Annotated in this window: 13 protein-coding genes and 8 pseudogenes; 8 read left to right on the top strand and 13 right to left on the bottom strand. The window is 36.7% G+C overall.

The window, feature by feature from the left end; genetic code table 11:
* Nucleotides 1-89 precede the first annotated feature (89 nt).
* The 12 genes and pseudogenes from yciA to V3224_RS17480 form a co-directional block, all read right to left on the bottom strand.
* Nucleotides 90-528 (bottom strand): annotated as a pseudogene (gene yciA / locus V3224_RS17420) (acyl-CoA thioester hydrolase YciA).
* Nucleotides 529-597: 69 nt separating this feature from the next.
* Nucleotides 598-1134, bottom strand: a complete 537-nt coding sequence (locus tag V3224_RS17425) for a septation protein A (RefSeq protein ID WP_032114988.1) — start codon at nt 1132-1134, stop codon at nt 598-600.
* Between the two features lie 340 nt (nt 1135-1474).
* Nucleotides 1475-2230 carry a YciC family protein gene (locus V3224_RS17430; RefSeq protein ID WP_334472074.1) on the bottom strand — a complete coding sequence of 252 codons (756 nt, stop codon included), beginning with the start codon at nt 2228-2230 and terminating at the stop codon, nt 1475-1477.
* A gap of 332 nt (nt 2231-2562) precedes the next feature.
* A complete protein-coding gene (locus V3224_RS17435; RefSeq protein ID WP_334472075.1) occupies nt 2563-2877 on the bottom strand; it encodes a BON domain-containing protein in 315 nt (104 codons plus the stop codon).
* Between the two features lie 477 nt (nt 2878-3354).
* The gene (trpA, locus tag V3224_RS17440) at nt 3355-4095 is read right to left on the bottom strand and encodes a tryptophan synthase subunit alpha (RefSeq protein WP_334472076.1); all 741 of its coding nucleotides are present in this window, start codon (nt 4093-4095) and stop codon (nt 3355-3357) included.
* Nucleotides 4095-5299, bottom strand: a pseudogene (gene trpB / locus V3224_RS17445) (tryptophan synthase subunit beta). The gene trpA and the pseudogene trpB overlap by 1 nt, the downstream one beginning before the upstream one ends.
* A gap of 150 nt (nt 5300-5449) precedes the next feature.
* Nucleotides 5450-5845, bottom strand: a pseudogene (locus V3224_RS17450) (transposase); the annotation flags it as partial.
* Nucleotides 5846-6042: 197 nt separating this feature from the next.
* Nucleotides 6043-6621: pseudogene (locus V3224_RS17455) on the bottom strand (transposase); the annotation flags it as partial.
* A 171-nt stretch (nt 6622-6792) separates the two neighbouring features.
* On the bottom strand, nt 6793-7968 hold the full coding sequence (trpCF, locus tag V3224_RS17460; RefSeq protein ID WP_334472079.1) for a bifunctional indole-3-glycerol-phosphate synthase TrpC/phosphoribosylanthranilate isomerase TrpF: 1176 nt from the start codon (nt 7966-7968) through the stop codon (nt 6793-6795).
* A pseudogene (locus V3224_RS17465) lies at nt 7968-8456 on the bottom strand (anthranilate phosphoribosyltransferase); the annotation flags it as partial. The pseudogene V3224_RS17465 and the gene trpCF, both read right to left, overlap by 1 nt.
* Nucleotides 8457-8647: 191 nt before the next feature.
* Nucleotides 8648-9762: pseudogene (gene trpD / locus V3224_RS30145) on the bottom strand (anthranilate phosphoribosyltransferase); the annotation flags it as partial.
* Nucleotides 9762-11299: pseudogene (locus V3224_RS17480) on the bottom strand (anthranilate synthase component 1). The pseudogenes trpD and V3224_RS17480, both read right to left, overlap by 1 nt.
* Before the next feature lie 542 nt (nt 11300-11841).
* Here V3224_RS17480 and rnm point away from each other — a divergent pair.
* The 5 genes from rnm (at nt 11842) to V3224_RS17505 (ending at nt 15541) form a co-directional block, all read left to right on the top strand.
* Nucleotides 11842-12699 carry an RNase RNM gene (gene rnm, locus V3224_RS17485; protein ID WP_334472081.1) on the top strand — a complete coding sequence of 286 codons (858 nt, stop codon included), beginning with the start codon at nt 11842-11844 and terminating at the stop codon, nt 12697-12699.
* A 121-nt stretch (nt 12700-12820) separates the two neighbouring features.
* On the top strand, nt 12821-13441 hold the full coding sequence (locus V3224_RS17490) for an L-threonylcarbamoyladenylate synthase (RefSeq protein ID WP_334472082.1): 621 nt from the start codon (nt 12821-12823) through the stop codon (nt 13439-13441).
* Nucleotides 13442-13552: 111 nt separating this feature from the next.
* On the top strand, nt 13553-14479 hold the full coding sequence (gene rluB / locus V3224_RS17495) for a 23S rRNA pseudouridine(2605) synthase RluB (RefSeq protein ID WP_334472083.1): 927 nt from the start codon (nt 13553-13555) through the stop codon (nt 14477-14479).
* 158 nt (nt 14480-14637) lie between these two features.
* On the top strand, nt 14638-15177 hold the full coding sequence (locus V3224_RS17500; protein ID WP_334472084.1) for a hypothetical protein: 540 nt from the start codon (nt 14638-14640) through the stop codon (nt 15175-15177).
* Nucleotides 15178-15229: 52 nt separating this feature from the next.
* On the top strand, nt 15230-15541 hold the full coding sequence (locus V3224_RS17505) for a hypothetical protein (protein ID WP_334472085.1): 312 nt from the start codon (nt 15230-15232) through the stop codon (nt 15539-15541).
* A gap of 95 nt (nt 15542-15636) precedes the next feature.
* Here V3224_RS17505 and V3224_RS17510 read toward each other — a convergent pair whose 3' ends face one another.
* A complete protein-coding gene (locus tag V3224_RS17510; RefSeq protein WP_334472086.1) occupies nt 15637-16407 on the bottom strand; it encodes a YciK family oxidoreductase in 771 nt (256 codons plus the stop codon).
* Nucleotides 16408-16520: 113 nt separating this feature from the next.
* On the opposite strand from V3224_RS17510, the gene sohB reads away from it, so the two are divergent.
* The 3 genes and pseudogenes from sohB (at nt 16521) to sodC (ending at nt 21362) form a co-directional block, all read left to right on the top strand.
* On the top strand, nt 16521-17567 hold the full coding sequence (gene sohB, locus V3224_RS17515; protein WP_334472087.1) for a protease SohB: 1047 nt from the start codon (nt 16521-16523) through the stop codon (nt 17565-17567).
* A 563-nt stretch (nt 17568-18130) separates the two neighbouring features.
* A complete protein-coding gene (gene topA, locus V3224_RS17520; RefSeq protein WP_334472088.1) occupies nt 18131-20734 on the top strand; it encodes a type I DNA topoisomerase in 2604 nt (867 codons plus the stop codon).
* Between the two features lie 102 nt (nt 20735-20836).
* Nucleotides 20837-21362: pseudogene (sodC, locus tag V3224_RS17525) on the top strand (superoxide dismutase [Cu-Zn] SodC).
* Nucleotides 21363-21460 lie beyond the last annotated feature (98 nt).

Genomic DNA, 21460 nt, shown 5'->3' on the forward strand with positions numbered 1-21460 from the left:
TAAAATCGATGGTTCAATTAATCTTTCTTAAATTGCTTTAGTCATAAAGCTTGCTTAAAGGCCAAGGTAAATTGGCCTTTAAAAATAGATTAATTGGGAGATACGTTATCAGAGTTAGATAATTGGTAATGACGTTTTTCTTCAGGTAAACAACGGGGAGAATTATCCTCATTAACAGCAACATAAGTGAAAATGGCTTCGGTGGCTATAACGTTGGCCTACTGGCTCACTGGAAACTTTCTTGACCCAAACTTCAATATTGATGGTAATAGAGGTGTTACCTGTTTTAATGCAGCGAGCATAACAACAAATTACATCGCCGACTGAGACTGGTTTTTGGAACGTGCTCCCATTGACGGCGACAGTAACAACACGACCAAGTGCAATTTGTTTTGCTAAAATTGCACCGCCAATATCCATTTGTGACATTAGCCATCCGCCGAATATATCACCATTAGCATTTGTATCGGCCGGCATTGCTAATGTACGGAGAACTAATTCTCCTTGTGGTAATTGTTGTTGTGTCATGAAAAATTTACTTCTGTTATTTGCCACAATATACCTGCTGGAAGTAGGTATCCGTTGTTATCATATCAATTACTTTTGTTCTTTAGGTAAATGTTTATAGATATACACCATACTAAGTATTGTAAATATTAGTGTGACCGCGGTCAAACCAAAAACTTTAAAGTTAACCCAGACATCCTGAGGTAGCCAAAAGGCAACATAAATATTTACTAGTGCACAGATAGCAAAAAAGATTGCCCATGATAAATTTAATTTATGCCAAATCTCATCAGCTAAATGGATCTCTTTACCCAGCATTCTCTGGATTAATGGTTTTTGGGTAAAATATTGGCTGACTAACAGTGCTAATGAAAAAATAGCGTAAATAACTGTCACTTTCCATTTAATAAAAAGATCACTGTGGAAAATCAACGTCAGTCCACCAAAAATGATCACGATGACTAAAGTAATTAACGAACTTTTTTCAATTTTTTTGTAGATAAGATAAATGGCTAGCATCGATAAAGCGGTGGCAATCATTAATGCGCCAGATGCGTAAAAAATATCTACTTTTTTATATACAATAAAGAAAACAATGAGAGGAATAAAATCTAATAGTTGTCTCATGAGGGCGCTTATCCTGATCCTTTTCGAGTAAATATGAATTTTTATAATTATTTGATTAATAAATTATAAAATATCCTATTGCCAATTTGTTTTATATTATATTACCTTATTTGATAATAATGTTACACAGTGAGTAGGTGTATATTTTTATCAATAAAATTATCTACTGAGCAATAAAATTCACTATTAATATATTGAAGTAATTAACTTGTTATTACCAATACAGTGCAATTTTGAGTCAGCACGTTGGTTCTGTAATTAATGTTTAATTGTTTAAGTTAATAGTAAATTTTTACCACGCCATCTAATGGTAAATAATAGCCGTGGTATTTTTATTTGGTTAATTTGTTGTTTTTCCAACTAACATGTAAAGGCGGAAAAAATAGATCAATGTAAAAGAGGTAAATAAATTATTCAATGTAAAAGAGATAATATTATTCACCATACTCGGTAAAAAACGAAATTGTCCAAGTAGCATAGTGAGTAACATTTGCAATGCTAGCCAAAGTAATAAAATTGCTAGAATTAACCACCAATGACGAAATGCTATTTTCCAACTTTGACTCATGGCTCGTAGCGGCATAATGTTTTTGACGGTTATTAAGATGATGGGTGATAAGGAAAAACCGATAGCTAAAATGATACCGGGTAAGATGAATAGCATAAAGCCAAAATAAATTATAATTGTGCATATAACTAACAAAATTAACATGTTAGGTAATATACGTAACGAAAGCACAAAAGCTTGCCCTGCACTGATGCTATTGCCGGTACTGAATTCTGACAAATAAGTAACTACTGAAGAAACTAATAATATTAATCCGATAAAAACCGCAGCCAATGAGAGTAGTGAGACTCTCATCATTATCGATTTTTCTTCATCAGATAATTGACTTACCCAGGTTAAAAGTGAAGTTGAGTCATTTTGACCACCAAGGGTTTTGACAATGGTTGCCATTTCATCGATGGGAACCAGAAAATAATAAAGTATTAGACTGATGGTAGCTGAAATGAATGACAGGATAAAAAGGCCGCTCAGCTGATTTTTAAAAAAATTAAAGCTATCGCTGATAAGTGAGTTGGCCGTAATGGACATGAAAACTGCTCCTATAACTGGTTTTTATCATCACATTTTAATTGTATATTGTAACTGACAGTGAAGAGAGCGTATAGCTTTTCTATGGTAAAGCTATTGCTATATCAGTAAATTTTGTGGTTATTCTATAAGTAAGGATAAAATACTAAAAATAGAGTGATATTTATATTATAGTAATTTTGAATATAACAATGTAATGATTGGTTTTAATAATTGATATAGTAATGACTTTATGGTGATAAAAGCGATTATTTTATTATCTGATTTGAGGAGCCAATGGCGATAAATTATATTTATTTCAGCCCCTATATTGGGGCTGAAAAGTAAAACAATCATCGTATTTTCATCGAATCAATGACTGATTCTACACCTGCTACACCTTGTGTTACTTGAATTGCACGCTGAGCGTCGGCACGCGAACTGACAAAACCGCTCAATTGCACACGACCTTTAAAGGTTTCAACATTGATTTGCGTTGATTTCAAGTTTTTTTCTGCCAATAATGCTGTCTTCACTTTAGTTGTAATAACCGTATCATCAATATATCCACCAGTTCCTTCTGTTTTTGCTGTTGGAGCACAAGCAGAAAGGAATAATGCCATAAATAGCACGGTACAGAGCGCTGTCATTGATTTAAGATATTTCATTATTCAATTCTCCATTAATACGAGGGTTATTTTTATTTATCGTATATGAGTGCTAAATGAAAATTTCATCGCAGTCAATATACTGATTATTGATGAAATATAAATAAATTACAAATGAATAGCTGGTATCGATAGCGACTTGTTAATTACAATAGTTTATTAGAATCGATAATTAGTAATTACAAAATAGCAAGACAAACTACCATTTTCGCTAGCTTTAAATTGACTATTTTTGCGTAGCCATTTTCATCTGTGAAACAAACTGTTTTAATTTGGCTAGTAATATATCAGATTGCTGATGATGAATTTCAATTAATCACGAGTTTCGCACCAATAAAAAAACGCTCTATTTTTAAGTTTAATTCAGCATAATATATAAATAGATAAAACCTTATAAATCAAATGCAACTTATTGTAATTTAAGAAAATTCATGTGTTTTAGTAACTTGCAGATTGATCATTGCTTTTAAGCCATTTTTAGAATTTTATATGCCTGTGCGAAACTCGTGTTAATTTTACAACCGCAGAGCCAGATATTGCGCCAACTACCCCATTTTTGATTGCTTCAGTGACTTGTTTTGGTTTAGCAATACCAAAACCTAACAGTGGTGGGGCGGCATGGTAGGCTTGTAGCTTGGTTAATAACTGGCTAGCAGGAATATTGGCTTTTTTTTCTGTGCCTGTTACACCTGAACGCGAGAGTAGATAAGTATAGCCACGACCATATAAAGCAATTTGGCGTAGAAGATCGTCATCAGCATTAGGAGGACAAATAAATATTGGTGCAATATTATGTTGCAACGCTGAAGTGCGAAATGGCAGGGACTCATTCATCGGTACATCGGCGATTAAAACGGAATCGATGCCGGCATTCTGACATTGAGCGTAAAAGTTATCAATATCATAGTTAAAAATCAGATTTGCATAAACTAATAAGCCAATAGGAATCAAAGGGTGCTTTTTGCGGATCTGTGCTAATAACTCAAAACAGGATGTTGGTGTGATGTTGGCATTAAGTGCGCGTAAATTGGCCTTTTGAATCGTTGGACCATCAGCCAATGGATCAGAAAAAGGGATACCAATCTCTAATGCATCGGCTTTTGCTTCAATTAATGTATCAATAATTTTTAATGACATTTCTGCATTGGGATCTCCTAAGGTGATGAATGGGACGAATGCTGCCTGATTTTTAGCATTTAAGGGCTGATAACGCTCCATTAGATCTCTCCTTTGGCTTGCAAAATAGCCTGTACAGTAAAAATATCTTTATCTCCACGGCCGGAGATATTAACAATCAGTAGTTGTTCTTTTTCCGGTTCTGCTTCAATCATTTTTAAGGCGTAAGCCAGGGCGTGTGACGACTCTAAAGCTGGGATAATACCTTCATGATTAGCCAGTTTTTTAAATGCCGATAACGCTTCATTATCGGTAATTGAGACATAATCAGCACGGCCAATACTATTTAAATAAGCATGCTCTGGTCCGACTGAAGGAAAATCTAACCCGGCAGAAATAGAATAAGACTCTTTAATTTGGCCTTCATCGGTTTGCATTAGATGAGATTTCATACCAAAGTAAATACCAAGCCGACCATGTTTTAATGGTGCACCATGGGCGCCAGAGTCGATACCTAGACCGGCTGGCTCAACCCCAATTAGACGTACATTTTGCTCTGATTTAAACGCTGTGAATAATCCGATAGTGTTAGAGCCTCCGCCAACGCAAGCAATTACGGCATCGGGTAGTCGTCCTTCTCTAGCTAAAATTTGTGCTTTGGCTTCATCGCCAATCATACTTTGAAACTCGCGTACTAGCGTTGGATAGGGATGGGGCCCGGCTGCGGTGCCAAGTAAATAGTGGGTGTTGCTATAACTGGCTGACCAATCTCTCAAGGCTTCATTGCAGGCGTCTTTTAAGGTTGCTGAGCCATTATTTACCGTAATAACTTTAGCTCCCAATAATTGCATCCGAAATACATTGGGCAATTGGCGTTGGACATCTTTCTCTCCCATATAGATGCGACATTATAGATGCGACATTTAAGCCCAAGTAATGCACAAGCCAGTGCTGTAGCAACGCCATGTTGTCCAGCGCCAGTTTCTGCAATAATTTCAGTTTTGCCCATCCGTTTGGCTAATAAAGCCTGGCCTAACACTTGATTTGTTTTATGTGCGCCGCCATGCAATAGATCTTCTCGTTTTAGATAAAGTTTAGTTTTAGTACCGATGGTTAAATTGCGACATAGCGTTAAGGCGGTGGGACGGCCAGCGTAATTTTGTAATAGATCGTGAAATTGTTGTTGAAACGTATCATCTTGCTGGGCTTCGATGAAAGCCTGTTCCAGTTCGTTAAGTGCGGGAATAAGAATTTCAGGCACATATTGACCACCAAATTGACCAAAATAGGGATTTAATTTACTCATTACTTTATTCCGTTGTTCTGATCGTTAAATTGTTAATTTGATTGTTACGCTTATAAATAATCAAACAATTTTTCAAAGGTAATCTGTAATTTATGGCAACTTTTTATGCCAGGCCGCTGTTCAACACCAGAACACGAGTTTCGCACAAAACTAATTTGGGTACGCTAATAAAACACGGATTTGCTCAGTAATAGCACTTTTGATTACGTCCCAATTTTGTTGATAAAGGGTTATTTTTTCAGATATACGACGTTTATGTTGTTCAAACCACGCAGAAATAGCGAGAAAAATATGATTTCTTTGCGCTCGGCTCGTGCGAGCCTGACAGCGTTCAATACCACAGTTTTGTTTAACTTCTCGATGATAAACTTCAACAGACCAACGGGCATCCATGATAGATTTGAGGTATTGACGGGTGGGATTCTCTTTGTTTGTTACTATGTAATCAATACGGCCGTTTTTGGCTGTAAATTTGAAAACGGTTACCCAACCATATCCTCGCAAGTGTATTGACGTTCCTTCTTCTGAGATGTCTAACTTGTTCAGTTCACGAGTTTCGCACCAATAAAAAAACGCTCTATTTTTAAGTTTAATTCAGCATAATATATAAATAGAAAAAATCTCATAAATTAAAAATAACTTATTGTAATTTAAGTAAATTTATACGTCTTAGCAAGTTACAGATTAATTATTGTTCTGAAGCCATTTCTAGAATTTTATATGCCCGTGCGAAACTCGTGCAGTTGTTTGTTATGGTTAACAATCCTATTTTTCCTCAGCGTGGTTACCCAGATCCAACCATGAGAGCGAATTGATTTCAGGTTATCCAGGCTAGAATACCAAGCATCCATCACTACGGCTTCTGGCATGATCCCTCTTTTTTTAGCAAGAGTGAGCATTTCGGAAAAGTGCGTGTTTTTTGTTTTTCCATCAGAATCTTTATCATAAATAAGATAATTGATAGGAATTGATTCAACCTTCGTCAGATCATGCCAAAGCAAATTAACTAAACCTATGCCAGCAATAACCTCATGTTCATTACCTGAATATTGATAATGGACCATCACTATTTTTTTACTACGTGTTTTGGCAATCAATGTATCATCGGCAATTAGTACGCAAGGGCTTTTTTTGTCTATAGAAGGTTCAACTAATCGCCATAGGTCTTTAGGTCTAAAACATCTACTTTTTAGCCATCGGCTAACAGTGTCATGAGATAAAGGCGATGGGCTTACTTCTGATAACGCTAAACCAGAGTATCTTAAACTGCTTACTTGTAAGAATGTTTTATAGATATCTTTAATACATGGATAACCCGACAAAATATGAACACCCTGATTTTTTCTTGTTTTTAAATTTATACTTCTTTTTTGGAGATTGCGAAACTCGTGCACAATTGAAATCAAGGCCTACGCAGCTGCTTGTTGGCAGTTGTCTGCATTTAATCCACAGGCTAACATAATTTTATCAAGATGTTTCTCAGGTAGTTTGGATCAATCAAAAGTTTTGCCTGTGCCACCTTCACCATGATCAAGTAAATAGCGATCGATATTTTTTGCGTTGAAACAAGGTGGTGATTGAGCCATATTAACTGCTTGCCATATTTCGCAATTTGTGGGTAATAAAGAACGAAGTTGCTGAATGTCAGCAGCTGTTTTATAACCATGCAACTGGACGGCAAATAAATTTAACTGATGACTAATTTCAGCGATTAATGAATTTACCTGGTGTTGAAAAACGCCAACATAGTTAAGAGGGGCTGCGGTTATAACGGCTCTTGCTTGCTCAAGTGTTACTTTGCGTGGCGATTTGTCTGCAAAAATTAAACCGCCATAAATCGCCCCAACTTGATAAGCGCTTTGGGCATCTTGTGGGCGAGTGAGACCACAAACTTTATTGTCACCAATAATTAGCCGACGAATAGCTAACATTAAATTTTCTTCACCCATTAATGCGCGGCCGATCAAAAAACCATTAACTTGTTTACTGAGTTGACGAATTTGTTGGTGGCTATCAATACCGGATTCACTGATGACTAATGTTTTTCCGACTAATTGTGGGGCAAATTGTTTAGTGCGATTTAGATCAATTGACAGATCGCGAAGATCACGATTATTGATACCGACAATATTGGCTTTTAACCTAACCGCTCGTTTTAGCTCTTCTTCGTTACTCACTTCAGTAAGAATGCCCATCTTTAATTTATTCGCCAGTGCCGCTAAAGATTGATAGGTTTGGTCATCTAATATTGATAGCTTCAATAAGATAGCGTCAGCCTGGTAAAAGCGAGCTAAATAGATTTGGTAGGGATCAATAATAAAGTCTTTGCACAAAATTGGTTGTGGCACAGTGTTACTCACCAGGCGTAAGTAATCAAAACTGCCGTGAAAATATTTTTCATCAGTTAACACTGATATTGCTGTTGCATAATGTTGGTAATCTTTAGCAATTTGTACAGGATCAAAGTGATGACGAATAATGCCTTTCGATGGTGAAGCCTTTTTACATTCCAGAATAAATGCCGGATAGCTTTGCGAAAGAGCAGTATAAAAATGGCGTTCACTTGGCGTAATTTGCCCAATAAAGCTAATTAATGGTTGCTTTAATTTTCTTGCCGCTAAATATGTCATCTTATCTGCAATAATTTTTTGTAAAATAGTCGCTTGCATTAGTGAAACTTCCTCCTGTTGGCTAGTGTGGTTAACCGTTGATAGGCTTTTCCAGTACCAATAATCCGCAAAGCAAAATCGGTATTGGTTTTTAGATCTTCATGGTTATTAAGCTTCATCAGTAATGCGACATTGGCAGCAACGGTGCTAGCATGAGCTGGCTTCCCGTGACCCTGTAACAATGTGGTAATAAGTTGATAATTTTTATCAACAGAGCCGCCAGTTAATTCTGATAGAGAGTAGGTTGGTAAGCCAAAATCTTGAGCCGTTAGCTGGTAAGTTAAAATTTCATCTTGTTTTAATTCAGCCACTTGAATAGGGGCATGTAAGGCAACTTCATCCATACCGCCACTATGAACAACAGCAGCACGTTTATATCCTATTAATTGCAATGTCTTAGCAATAGGTAAAATTAGCTTAGGATCATAAACACCAATAAGTGAAATTGGCGGTTTAGCTGGATTGATTAGCGGGCCAAGAATATTAAACACGAGTTTCGCACCAATAAAAAAACGCTCTATTTTTAAGTTTAATTCAGCATAATATGTAAATAGATAAAACCTTATAAATTAAATATAACTTATTGTAAATTAAGTGAATTTATGCATTTCAGTAACTTGCAGATTAATCATTACTTTTAAGCCATTTCTAGAATTTTATAGGCCTGTGCGAAACTCGTGTTAAATAGAGTACGCGTTTTTAATTGACGACGAATCGGTGCAGCATAGCGAAATCCTTGGTGATATTGTGGTGCGAATAAAAAACATATTCCGATCTCATCTAAAGCACGCCGAGCTGAGTTTGGCGGCATATCGAGAGGAATGCCGAAAGATGCCAATAAATCAGATGATCCGGAGCGACTTGAAATACTACGATTGCCGTGTTTAGCAATTTTTAATCCGCACTCGGCGGCAACAAAGGCACTGGCAGTGGAAATATTAATACTATTGCTGTGATCGCCACCAGTACCTACGATATCGCAGAAATCGTAATTAGGCCGAGGAAACGGTTGCGCATTTTCTAAACAAGCTAGCGCGGCACCAACAATTTCATTTGGTGCTTCCCCGCGCATTTTCATGCTGATCAATGCACCGGCTACTTGAGGCTCCGTTAATTCACCTCGCATCATGGCGCTGAAAAGTAAATGACTTTCTTGTTGTGTCAGTATTTGTGCATTAAATAATTTGTCCAAAATAAATTGCATTTTGCTGCTCCTTAATTTAATGCCCATAATAGGGTTTGTGTTAATAAAGAGGTTCCCTCAGTTGTTAAAATTGACTCGGGATGGAATTGAAATCCGCAGACTTTATGTTGGTTATGCCGTACTGCCATTACTGCACCTTGGCAGTGAGCATTAATGATCAAATCAGCAGGAATTTTTTCACCAATCAGAGAATGGTAACGTGCAATTGGTAGTGGATTTGTCAGATCACGGAACATAAGTTGATCATCATGTATCGCTAATGATGATTTGCCGTGGATGATCTCTTTAGCGCATGAAATTTTTCCGCCATAAGCTTCAATAATTGCTTGATGACCAAGGCAAATACCAATCACGGGTATTTGACCTAATACTGATGGCAAAAGTGCAGGCATACAGCCAGCATCGGCAGGTCTACCGGGGCCAGGAGAGAGCATTAGTACAGGCTGAGATATCATTTTAAGCTGGCGCACGATGATAGCTTTCGGCAGCGTATTGCGATAGATAGTGACTGTATGACCTAATACTCTTAATTGATCGACCAAGTTATAAGTAAAAGAATCAATATTATCAAGTAGCAAAATATTAGCCATTAGCTGATCTCCTGGGTTTGATGAGATTGCATAATGGCGTTGATAACTGCCTGGGCTTTATTGCGCGTCTCGTCCGCTTCAGATTGCGGATCCGAATCTAATACCAGGCCAGCACCGACTTGGATAGTGGCAATATTGTCTTCAATATAAGCAGCACGAATAACAATGCAGGAGTCAAAATCTCCACTGCCCTTAAAGTAGCCAATTGCACCACCATAGCTGCCTCGATTTTCATTTTCATAGCCAGCAATAAGTGTCATTGCTTTGATTTTAGGCGCGCCAGTTAAAGTACCCATATTCATACAAGCTTGATAAGCATGTAATATATCCAGATCAGCCCTTAATTTACCAACTACCCGCGAAACGAGGTGCATAACATGGGAATAACGATCAACAGAGGTTAAGTCGGCAACATATCGACTACCCGGCTGACAAATCCGCGCCAAGTCATTGCGGGCCAAATCAACTAACATAATATGTTCAGCCAGTTCTTTCGGATCGGTTCCAGCGCCAGTTCAATTTCACTATCTAAATCAGCATCTATTTCGCCTAGTTCATTACGTCCTCTTGGTCTAGTTCCGGCGATTGGATATATTTCAATTTGTCGACTTTTGGCGTCATATTTGAGCGCGCTTTCAGGCGATGCACCAAATAGGGTAAATTCTTGATCCTGCATATAAAACATGTAAGGGCTCGGATTTTGTATTGTAAGGCGTTGATAGGCGCTTAATGGTGCGGTACATGGCAACATAAATTTACGTGAAGGTACTACTTGAAAAATATCACCTTGATAGATGTATTTTTTTAGTTTTTCAATAATCTGGCAATATTCATTATCGTTTTTATTGACTACTAAAGGTATTGCTAGCTCAGCTGCGATTGGTAAGGGGAGTAGAGGTTGCTGACAGGCTGTAATAATTGCTTGATGACGGTTTAATATCGTATTAGCAATAGATTGTTTTGTTAAAAATTGACAGCTTATCAGTTTTGCAGACTGTTTTTGGTGCTCGATCACAATATAATGTTCAGCTAAATAGAGACAGTAATCAGGACAGCGATTTGATTTTTCTACTGGCGGTAAATTTTCAAAATAAGCAACTAAATCGTAAGCGAATAACCCCGCTAACAGAATTTTATCTGCATCAATAGTGTTATGTTTGGCTAAATTATAAATCAAACGTAGCGCATCAAAGGATGAAGTTGCTTTTAGCCGGCTATCTTCGTCAAGATGTGGCTCTATTGGGGGACAATTAACTACTAATTGACCATCCGATTTGCTCTTTTCTAATTCACTGGGTAGAGCGGTGTAAATATGGCTTAATAGTGCATTTCCATTAGGGCTAAGAGCGGCAAAAGTAACTTGCTGTTGGTTGGCGGTAATTCGTAATGCACTATCAACGATCAGGATACTTTGTAGATTTTGCTTATTATTAACGGTAGCGGACTCTAGCAATAGTGTGCCTGGGCGATTGCTGCATAAATGATGAAATAACAGACAAACTTCAGGCTGATAATTAATTTTACACGAGTTTCGCACAGGCCTATAAAATTCTAGAAATGGCTTAAAAGTAATGATTAATCTGCAAGTTACTGAAATGCATAAATTCACTTAATTTACAATAAGTTATATTTAATTTATAAGGTTTTATCTATTTACATATTATGCTGAATTAAACTTAAAAATAGAGCGTTTTTTTATTGGTGCGAAACTCGTGTTTTATTCTCTAATATGCGAAAAGTTGTTTGATTGACTGCTATGTTTTCCATATTGGTTGCCTTTCATATTATATTAATTGGCTATAAAAAAACCTGCTTCATGGCGGGTCTTGATCTGGTGTTGCGTTATTAATTCACGCGCAGGAAGAAACTGCCTATTTAAGGGAGTTTTGCCACCAACGGATTTTAATGATGATAAAAAATACTAATCTCATTTTTGTTCTTCCTCGCAATATGTCATGATAGGTTAGCGCTATCGCTAACCAACGTACTAGTAAACTAGGTCATTCGGATTGTGTCAAGTAATTTATGCCACACTATGAATTTTTTCTATAATCGTCAGCTGTAAATGAGGATAAAGCTTTGGCCCACGACAATGAGAAGCTGTCTGTTATTTATGATCTACATAGTCACACAAAAGCTTCTGATGGTGATCTCACCCCCTTAGAATTAGTAGACAGAGCGGTATTAATGGGGGTCGATGTATTAGCTATCACTGATCACGATACAGTTAATGGAATTTTGCCAGCATGGCAGTATATTAATGAAAAAAGTAAGCCGCTAACATTAATTGCCGGTGTTGAAATTTCCACAATTTGGGAAAAAATTGAAATTCATATCGTCGGTCTTAACATTAATCTGGATGCAAACTGTCTTAAACATTTACTGGAAATGCAAACTGCACGGCGCAACCTGCGTGCGGAAAAAATAGGCTATAAATTAGAAAAATTCGGTATTCCTGATGCCTGGCAAAATGCTAAAGCTTATGCTGCCGGTGGACAGGTGACACGTAGCCATTTTGCGCGTTATATTATGGATTATGCTAAACAAAAAAGTATCGGCCAAGTTTTTAAAAAATATTTAACCCGAGGTAAACCAGGTTACGTCCCGGCTGATTGGTGTAAGCTTGATGAGGCAATAGACGTTATTCATCAAGCGGGAGGCGTTGCTGTCTTGGCACATCCTGGTCGCTACTCGCTATCAGCAAAATGGCAAAAAAGGTTAGTTTTATATTTTAAACAGCAACAGGGTGATGCGATTGAAATTGCTCAATGCCAACAATCGCCTGATGAACGAAAAAATTTAACTGAATTAGCTAGACTACATGATTTATATGCTTCGGTCGGTTCTGATTTTCATCGCCCCTGCGCCTGGACTGAGCTAGGTAGAAATCTTTGGTTGCCCGCAGGTGTTACACCGATTTGGCAAACCTGGCAATAAAAATTTGGGATTATCGTTTAGGCTTAAATATTATATAGTAAGCAGCTTAGATATATTGATAACTTAATTTTCAAGTTTAATTAAATAATATAGTGATTAAATAAATATATAGAGAACATTCATGGGACAATCTCTCCATATTCACCCACAAAATCCGCAACCTAGATTAATTAACCAATGTATAGAAATATTAAACAAAGGTGGCATTATTGTTTATCCGACTGATTCTGGCTATGCAATTGGCTGTAAGTTAGATAATAAAAACGCGCTTATGCAAATTTGTCGCCTACGTCAATTGGATTCTCGCCACAATTTTACCCTAATGTGTCGTGATTTATCTGAAATAGCTGAATATGCCTATCTAGATAATCAGGTGTTTAGAATGATTAAAAATAGTACACCGGGTCATTACACTTTTATTTTACGTGCAACAAAAGAAGTCCCACGTCGAATAATGAATAAAAAACGTAAAACAATAGGCATACGTTTACCCAATAATCTGATTGCCAGAGATCTGCTTGCCGGAATTGGCGAACCTTTGCTATCGACTAGTTTAATATTGTCAGGTGAAGATTTTGCTCAGTCTTCAGCAGATGAGATAGAAAGTTTAATTGGTCAACAAGTTGACTTGATTATAAATGGGGGTTATTTAAGTGAAAAACCAACCACTGTAGTTGATTTAACAGAGAGTACGCCAAATATCATCCGAGTTGGAATGGGTTCCACGATACCATTTGAATAAAAAAGCTTCAGATGAGGTTAATAGAAAAACGGTGTATAATAACCACAGTTTATTTTTTTAGTTATTTTTATAATTATGACGCCTGTGAAGGTGACACAAGAGGTTTACGCTATGAGCGTTAAAAAGCAGCAAAGTGAAAAGTTACAAAAAGTACTTGCTCGTTGTGGTTATGGATCGCGCAGGGAAATAGAAAGTTTTATTCAATCCGGTAGGATCAGTGTTGATGGTCAATTAGCGACCTTGGGTGACCGAATAGAAGTAAAATCTAACACTAAAATTCGCTTAGATGGTCACCTTTTAAAAATCAAAGAAGCGGAGAAAACAGTTTGTCGGATCTTGGCTTATTATAAGCCGGAAGGCGAATTATGTACTCATCATGATCCAGAAGGACGTCCAACCGTATTTGATCGCTTACCTAAATTAACCGGCTCTCGCTGGATTGCGATAGGTTGCTTAGATGTAAATACCTGTGGTTTATTATTATTTACCACAGATGGGGAACTGGCTAATCGTTTGATGCATCCTCGTCATGAGGTTGAACGTGAATATGCAGTTCGTGTTTTTGGTGAAATTAATGATGCTAAAATTCGGCAATTAACCAAAGGTGTTCAACTTGAAGATGGTGAAGCTAATTTTAAGACACTGAAGTTTCGTGGCGGAGAAGGCATGAATCAATGGTTTAATGTTACTTTAACGGAAGGCCGTAATCGTGAAGTAAGGCGTTTATGGGAAGCGGTAGGCATACAAGTCAGCCGCCTGATCCGCGTTCGTTATGGTGATATTTATTTACCAAAGGGATTACCCAGAGGAGGATGGACGGAATTAGGTTTAGCCCAAATTAATTATTTGCGTCAACTGGTTGGTCTTACAGATGAAACAGCCAGTAAAATATCGGTTGAGCAAGATAGACGGCGTATTAAAGCAAATCAGATCCGTCGTGCTGTAAAACGGCATACCCAAGTTTCTTCGATGCGAGTAACAAATAAACGAGCAACTGGGGCTGCCAGGGGGCGTAATACATCTTCGCGTAAAGGATAATATAAAATTAAAGGCAATATTATAGTCAAATTCAGCTGCCTAATGCTTTTTTAATAGATAAAAATAGTACTATATAAATACTTTTAATTTAATTGAGATGATCCTTAGAATAGGCTACTTTCATTAGGCTAAGTTTGATTAGAAGGTTGAAATTTTATATGCCACAATTTGGGCAAATTATCGCTAGCAGCATATTTATATTGCTGTTAGCAAGCTGTGATGAGCCGCAATTAACCCATTCTGCTGATGGGAAATTTTACGTTAGTCATAATAATAAAGATGCCCTTTATTTTAAGATTGATAATCAACCTGTTAAACTTGTTCAGGGTGAAATTAAACAACTTGATTTACGAGCTGGCAAGCATACGATTGAATACCCCATTGGCCAAAAAACTGAATTTATCATTTACCCTGGTAACCAGGGAGGAATTATTAATCCTACCCGGCAATATTATTATTCTTATAGTTCGGTTTTTAAAGAAATTATTTCTAACCAATTATTCTCTTTGAAATATAATCAAATTGTTGTTGATGGAATAAAAGTACAGGGTCCAATACTAAGTAGTAATGCTTTATTTATTGATAATAATGTTTTTAAATGTGATTACCCTATAGGCGCATCTTTTCTCAATGTTTTCGCTTTGAATAAAAGTAAACAATCAGACGGTCAAGTGAAAGCAAAATGTTTTACCAAATAAGAGTTTATTGATTTTTTGTCAGTAGTAGGATCAAAAGTTAATAATATTCATATTGTTGATAAAGGAACAAAACACGGTAACGCATTCGTTTGAATATGCACTTCCAATTGCAAATTTTAATAATTATTCTTTACAATCTTATGCTAATAGAATTGTTGATGACTTTAAAAACATCAGTAATATAGAGTCAAAAGCGCAAATCTATGATGAATATTACCACTACATTTACAATATGGCGAAAATTTATAGCACTTTCCATTTAGGGCAGAATAAACATGATCGTGATGAGTATTCTGCTTTTATCAATCAAACAAATATGATTTTTAATGCAGGGATATTTATTAAAGCAGCACCCAGTAAATAACTATAAAGCTCATTAATTGACTAGTCACTTTGTTTGATAATTGGTTATATCATTTATTATTAACTTTTATTGCGGTTAGTTTTTATAGCTAAATATTAAATTGCCACACCGGGTTTACGATTAGGCTGTGCATCAAAACTTACTCCTGATTCCTTAATACTATCTTCTCCCATTAGATAAAGATATATCGGCATAATTTCTTGTGGAGTTTTTAGTTGCATAGGATCCTCTGAAGGAAAAGCATTGGCTCTCATTTGCGTTCTTGTGCCACCGGGATTAATGCAATTAACACGTAAATTAGTATCTTTATATTCATCAAATAATACCTGCATTAGACCTTCGGTTGCGAATTTGGAAACTGAATAGGCCCCCCAATTAGCTCGACCTCGTCTGCCGACGCTTGAAGTGGTAAATATTAAGGAACTATTTGGTGCTTGTAGCTGCAGTGGTAGTAGGGCTTGTGTTAGCATAAAAGTTGCGTTAACGTTTATTTGTATAACTTCATGCCAAAGTTTTATAGGTTGATCAATAATCGGCGCAATTTTTCCTAATATGCTTGCGTTATGTAATACACCATCAAGATAGAGATAATGTTGGCTAATGTCAGTTGCTAATTCATGGCATTGTGATTCGGTTATTGTTAATAAATCAAGGGTATAAATAGAGACTGAAGGGGTAAATTTGCTATTAGAAATAATTTCTTGTTTGACTTGTTCTAGTTTTGCGGTTGTTCTACCGACTAAAATAAGATTGGCGCCATAACGTGAATAAGTTAATGCCGCATCACGTCCAATGCCATCGCCTGCGCCTGTAATTAAAATGGTTTTTTGCTTAAGTAAATCAGCTTTAGCTTGGTAAGGTAGCATGATATTTTCCTACTTTTGATTATTCAAATTTATTAATAAGAGCTATAAGCACTTTATCAAGTTTTTAGTTACAATACCCCTATTGTTTATATTCTGTAAAGAAGGATAGAATTGTGGAATTTCTTTCATCGTATGGATTATTTGTTGCTAAAATAGCAACAGTAGTTGTTGCTATTATATTGATTTCATTGGTTATTTTTAGCTTTGGACAGCGTAAACAGAGCAAAAAAGGTGATTTAAAACTTATTGATTTAAGTGAAGCTTATCGTCAACGTCAGCGTGAGATGCAACAGGTTAAGATGAGTGACGCTGAATATAAAGTTTGGTTAAAAACCTATAAAAAACAACGTAAAATTGAAGAAAAAAAGCAAAAATCGGATGCTAAAGTTGGTCAAACAACGTTAAAAAAACCTTGTCTTTTTGTAATTAATTTCAAAGGCAGCATGAATGCTCATGAAGTCAATGCATTACGTGAAGAAATTACTGCAATTTTAGCAATTGCTGATAACAAAGATGAAGTATTGCTTAGGCTTGAAAGTCCAGGTGGCGTTGTGCATGGCTATGGCTTAGCTGCCTCTCAACTAAATCGTTTACGGGAAAAAGGCCTTAAATTAATTGTTTCGGTGGATAAAGTGGCAGCCAGTGGCGGTTATATGATGGCTTGTGTCGCCGATCGTATTGTGGCGGCTCCTTTTGCGATTATTGGCTCTATTGGTGTAGTTGCGCAAGTACCCAATTTTCATCGATTACTGAAGAAAAAGGATATTGATGTAGAATTACATACAGCCGGAGAGTATAAACGTACACTAACTTTATTAGGTGAAAATACCGAGCAAGGACGTAAGAAGTTTGTACAAGATTTAAATGAAACACATCAGCTATTTAAAGATTTTGTGCATCAAAAACGGCCGGCCCTTGATATTAATGCTGTAGCAACAGGTGAGCATTGGTATGGTATCCAGGCAAAGGAAAAAGGATTAATTGATGAAATAGGCGTTAGTGATGACATTATTATCAATCAAATTGATGCTCGTGAAATTATTGAGATAACTTATACTCCGGCCAGACGTTTTATTGATCGTTTAATGGGCAGCATGGTAGAAAATGCAGATAAGTTGTTAATACGCTGGTGGCAAAGAGGACAGAGACCACTGCTTTAAATTATGAATAAGAAATACATACCGGCGTTTTCAGCCGGTATTTTTATAATGTAATAGTTAAAACTTAATTATTTAATTGCAAATAAAATATTAATTAATTAAAAACATGATAAACAATTTTATACAGCACTACTAAGCTATTTTATTTGGAAATTAATTTCTTTCTGAAAATTTTATTTATATATCTGTTTGAACTAGATTTCTGCTACTTTTTATATAATTTTATTGATTTTTTTTATAATCTATTCATAACTTATTGAGGTGGTTTTTGTTGTCATAACAATACCTATGAATAAAATAAGTGGTTGCGCATCATTTTTTATCAGGTAGAGTGTAGGCTTTTTATTACTTATGATGCTTTACTTTTGTCATTGTTTTGCTGACAAAATTGTACTATTGAATCTGATTACAGTATGAATTAACAAAGGTTTTTATCTTTATGGCAAAGTATTTAAGCAAAAAAAAGTTGATATATTGTGAATCTGACGCAATATAAAAAGAGATTTCATTCCATCTGGCTGGAAAGTCAGTACGCTTAGACAATATTTTAGGTAAAGATAACTATGGGTAAAGCTCTTGTTATTGTGGAGTCCCCGGCAAAAGCCAAGACTATCAACAAATACCTTGGTAATAACTACGTTGTTAAAAGTAGCGTAGGGCATATACGTGATTTGCCAAAAAAAAGTGGTGGTTCCAGCTCACAAAAGAATACAAACTCAGCCAACAAGGTTAAAAAAGTAAAAAAAGATGAGCATGAGGCGCTTGTAAATAGAATGGGAGTTGACCCATATCATGGCTGGAAAGCCAATTATCAAATTTTACCTGGCAAAGAAAAAGTCGTTGCTGAATTAAGATCGCTTGCTTCCGACGCAGAGCATATCTATCTGGCAACGGATCTCGATCGTGAGGGGGAAGCAATTGCCTGGCATTTGCGAGAAGTGATTGGCGGTGATAATCAGCGCTTTAGTCGAGTAGTTTTTAATGAAATTACTAAAAATGCAATTAAGCAAGCTTTTGATAATCCTGGTGAATTAAATATTGATCGTGTTAATGCTCAACAAGCTCGGCGTTTTTTAGATCGGGTTGTTGGTTATATGGTTTCACCGTTATTATGGAAAAAAATTGCTCGCGGCCTTTCTGCCGGTCGTGTTCAGTCAGTCGCTGTACGTCTGATTGTAGAACGGGAACGGGAAATTAAAGCATTTGTCCCACAAGAGTATTGGCAGCTGCATACTGAGTTACTGACCGTAGATACGGCATTGATTCGAATGGAAGTGACACATGAAAAGGGTAAGCCTTTTAAACCTGTCACCAAAGCACAAATTGATGCTGCTGTTGGATTATTAAAAAATGCCCATTATCAGGTGTCAGATCGTGAAGATCGGCCCACAATTAGTAAACCCAGCGCCCCTTTTATTACCTCAACCCTGCAACAAGCGGCAAGTACACGTCTTGGCTTTGGCGTTAAAAAAACCATGATGATGGCACAGCGTCTTTATGAAGCAGGTTATATTACCTATATGCGTACTGACTCAACTAACTTAAGTCAGGATGCTTTAAGTATGGCTCGCAATTATATTGACCATAAATTTGGCAGCAAATACCTGCCTAAACAGGCGAATGTTTACACCAATCAAAAAAGTTCGCAGGAAGCACATGAAGCTATTCGTCCTTCTAATATTGACGTTGGTGTTGATGCTCTAAAAGAGATGGAAGCGGATGCCAAAAGACTATATCAGCTGATTTGGAACCAATTTGTTGCTTGTCAAATGACACCAGCTGAATTTGATTCAACGACAATAACCGTCAAAGCTGGAGATTTTGAGTTGAAGGCTAAAGGGCGTATTTTGCGTTTTGATGGTTGGACTAAAGTTATGCCCGCATTGCGCAAAGGTGATGAAGATAAAATATTACCTATGGTCAAAGTTGGTAGTCAGCTTGAATTGGATAAATTGTGTCCTAGCCAACACTTTACTAAACCTCCAGCACGTTTTGGCGAAGCTTCTCTGGTTAGAGAACTTGAAAAACGTGGCATTGGTCGGCCATCAACCTATCCGGTTATTATTTCAACTATCCAAGATCGGGGCTATGTAAAAATTGAAAATCGCCGTTTTTATGCTGAAAAAATAGGTGAAATAGTTACTGACCGGTTAGATGAAAATTTTAGTGAATTAATGGACTATGATTTTACTGCGCGAATGGAAGATCAGCTTGACTTGATAGCAGAAGATCGTATCGAGTGGAAGAGTGTATTAGATGAGTTTTTTGCTGCTTTTACCGAACAGCTAGAAAGCGCAAATAAAGCACCCGAGGAAGGTGGCATGCGCCCCAATCCGATGGTATTAACATCGATTGAATGTCCTGACTGTCACCGCCAAATGGGAATTAGAACTGCTTCTACGGGGGTTTTTCTGGGATGCTCTGGTTACAGCTTACCAGCAAAAGAGTGCTGCAAAAAAACCATTAATTTAATTCCTGAAGATGAATTATCAAATATCCTGGTAGCAGAAGAAGAGGATGTGGAAACGCATGCTTTGCGAGCCCGCCGGCGATGCCCTAAATGTGGTACCGCGATGGATAGCTACCTTATTGATAATAAACGTAAATTACATGTATGTGGGAATAATCCAGTATGTAATGGTTATCAGGTTGAAGAAGGTGAATTTCGCATTAAAGGCTATGATGGGCCAATTATTGAATGTGATAAATGTGGCTCAGAAATGCATCTGAAGATGGGTCGATTTGGAAAATATATGGGCTGTACCAATGAGGCTTGTAAAAATACTCGCAAGATCTTGAAGAATGGTGAAGTGGCTCCGCCTAAAGAAGATCCTATTCCATTGCCGGAACTAGTTTGTGAAAAATCTGATGCTTACTTTGTATTAAGAGATGGGGCAGCGGGAATATTTTTAGCCGCTAACATTTTTCCAAAATCAAGAGAGACCCGCGCACCATTGGTTGAAGAATTGGTACGTTTTAAAGATCGTCTGCCAGCTAAATTTAGCTATTTAACCCTGGCGCCATCGGTCGATCCTGAAGGTAATAAAACGATTGTTAGATTTAGTCGTAAGACTAAACAACAATATGTTTCCTCAGAAAAAAATGGTAAAGCCACTGGCTGGAGTGCATTTTATATCGATGGCAAATGGATAGAAAAAAACAAATAAAAATTTATCTATTTTCTATAATTAAACAAGGCTACTGAAATCAGTAGCCTAATTTTTAGTTTATATATCGTCGCTATTTCAAATCATAACCTGGATTAATATATGAAATTGAAAATGTTACTAATTATGGGCACTTTTTTTGCTGCAACATCGCTAGCCAATACAATTATAGTTCCAATGAACATAGTTACTAAAAAAGATAACGGCCAATCGGTAGGTGAAATTAAGATTACGGAAACAAAATTTGGTTTATTATTTACCCCCAAATTACAAGGATTAGCGCCTGGAATACATGGTTTCCATGTTCACGAATATCCTAGTTGTGATGCTTTGCAAAAAGATGGAAAGTTAATCGCAGCAGGAAAAGCCGGTGGCCATTTTGATTCTAGTAAAACAGCCCAACATAAAGGTCCATAATAGTAGTAGTGGCCATTTAGGTGATCTACCGGGTTTAGTTGTTAATGCTAATGGTAGTGCTGACTATGCCATTTTAGCGCCGCGGTTAAAATCAATAAGTCAAATTAAGCATAGAGCATTAATAATCCATGAAGGTGGAGATAATTATTCAGATCATCCAGAAACATTAGGCGGTGGTGGTTTAAGGGTAGTTTGCGGTATTATTAAATAAATTAATTTATTTATTTTAGGCCATTCAAAGTTAGTTTAGGAAATCTTTAGTAATAGTAAACGGCGTTGTTTGGCTTTTTATTTTAGCATTCAGTTAAT

Origin of the sequence: Arsenophonus sp. PmNCSU2021_1 (assembly GCF_036919435.1) — a bacterium.
GTDB lineage: Bacteria > Pseudomonadota > Gammaproteobacteria > Enterobacterales > Enterobacteriaceae > Arsenophonus > Arsenophonus nilaparvatae.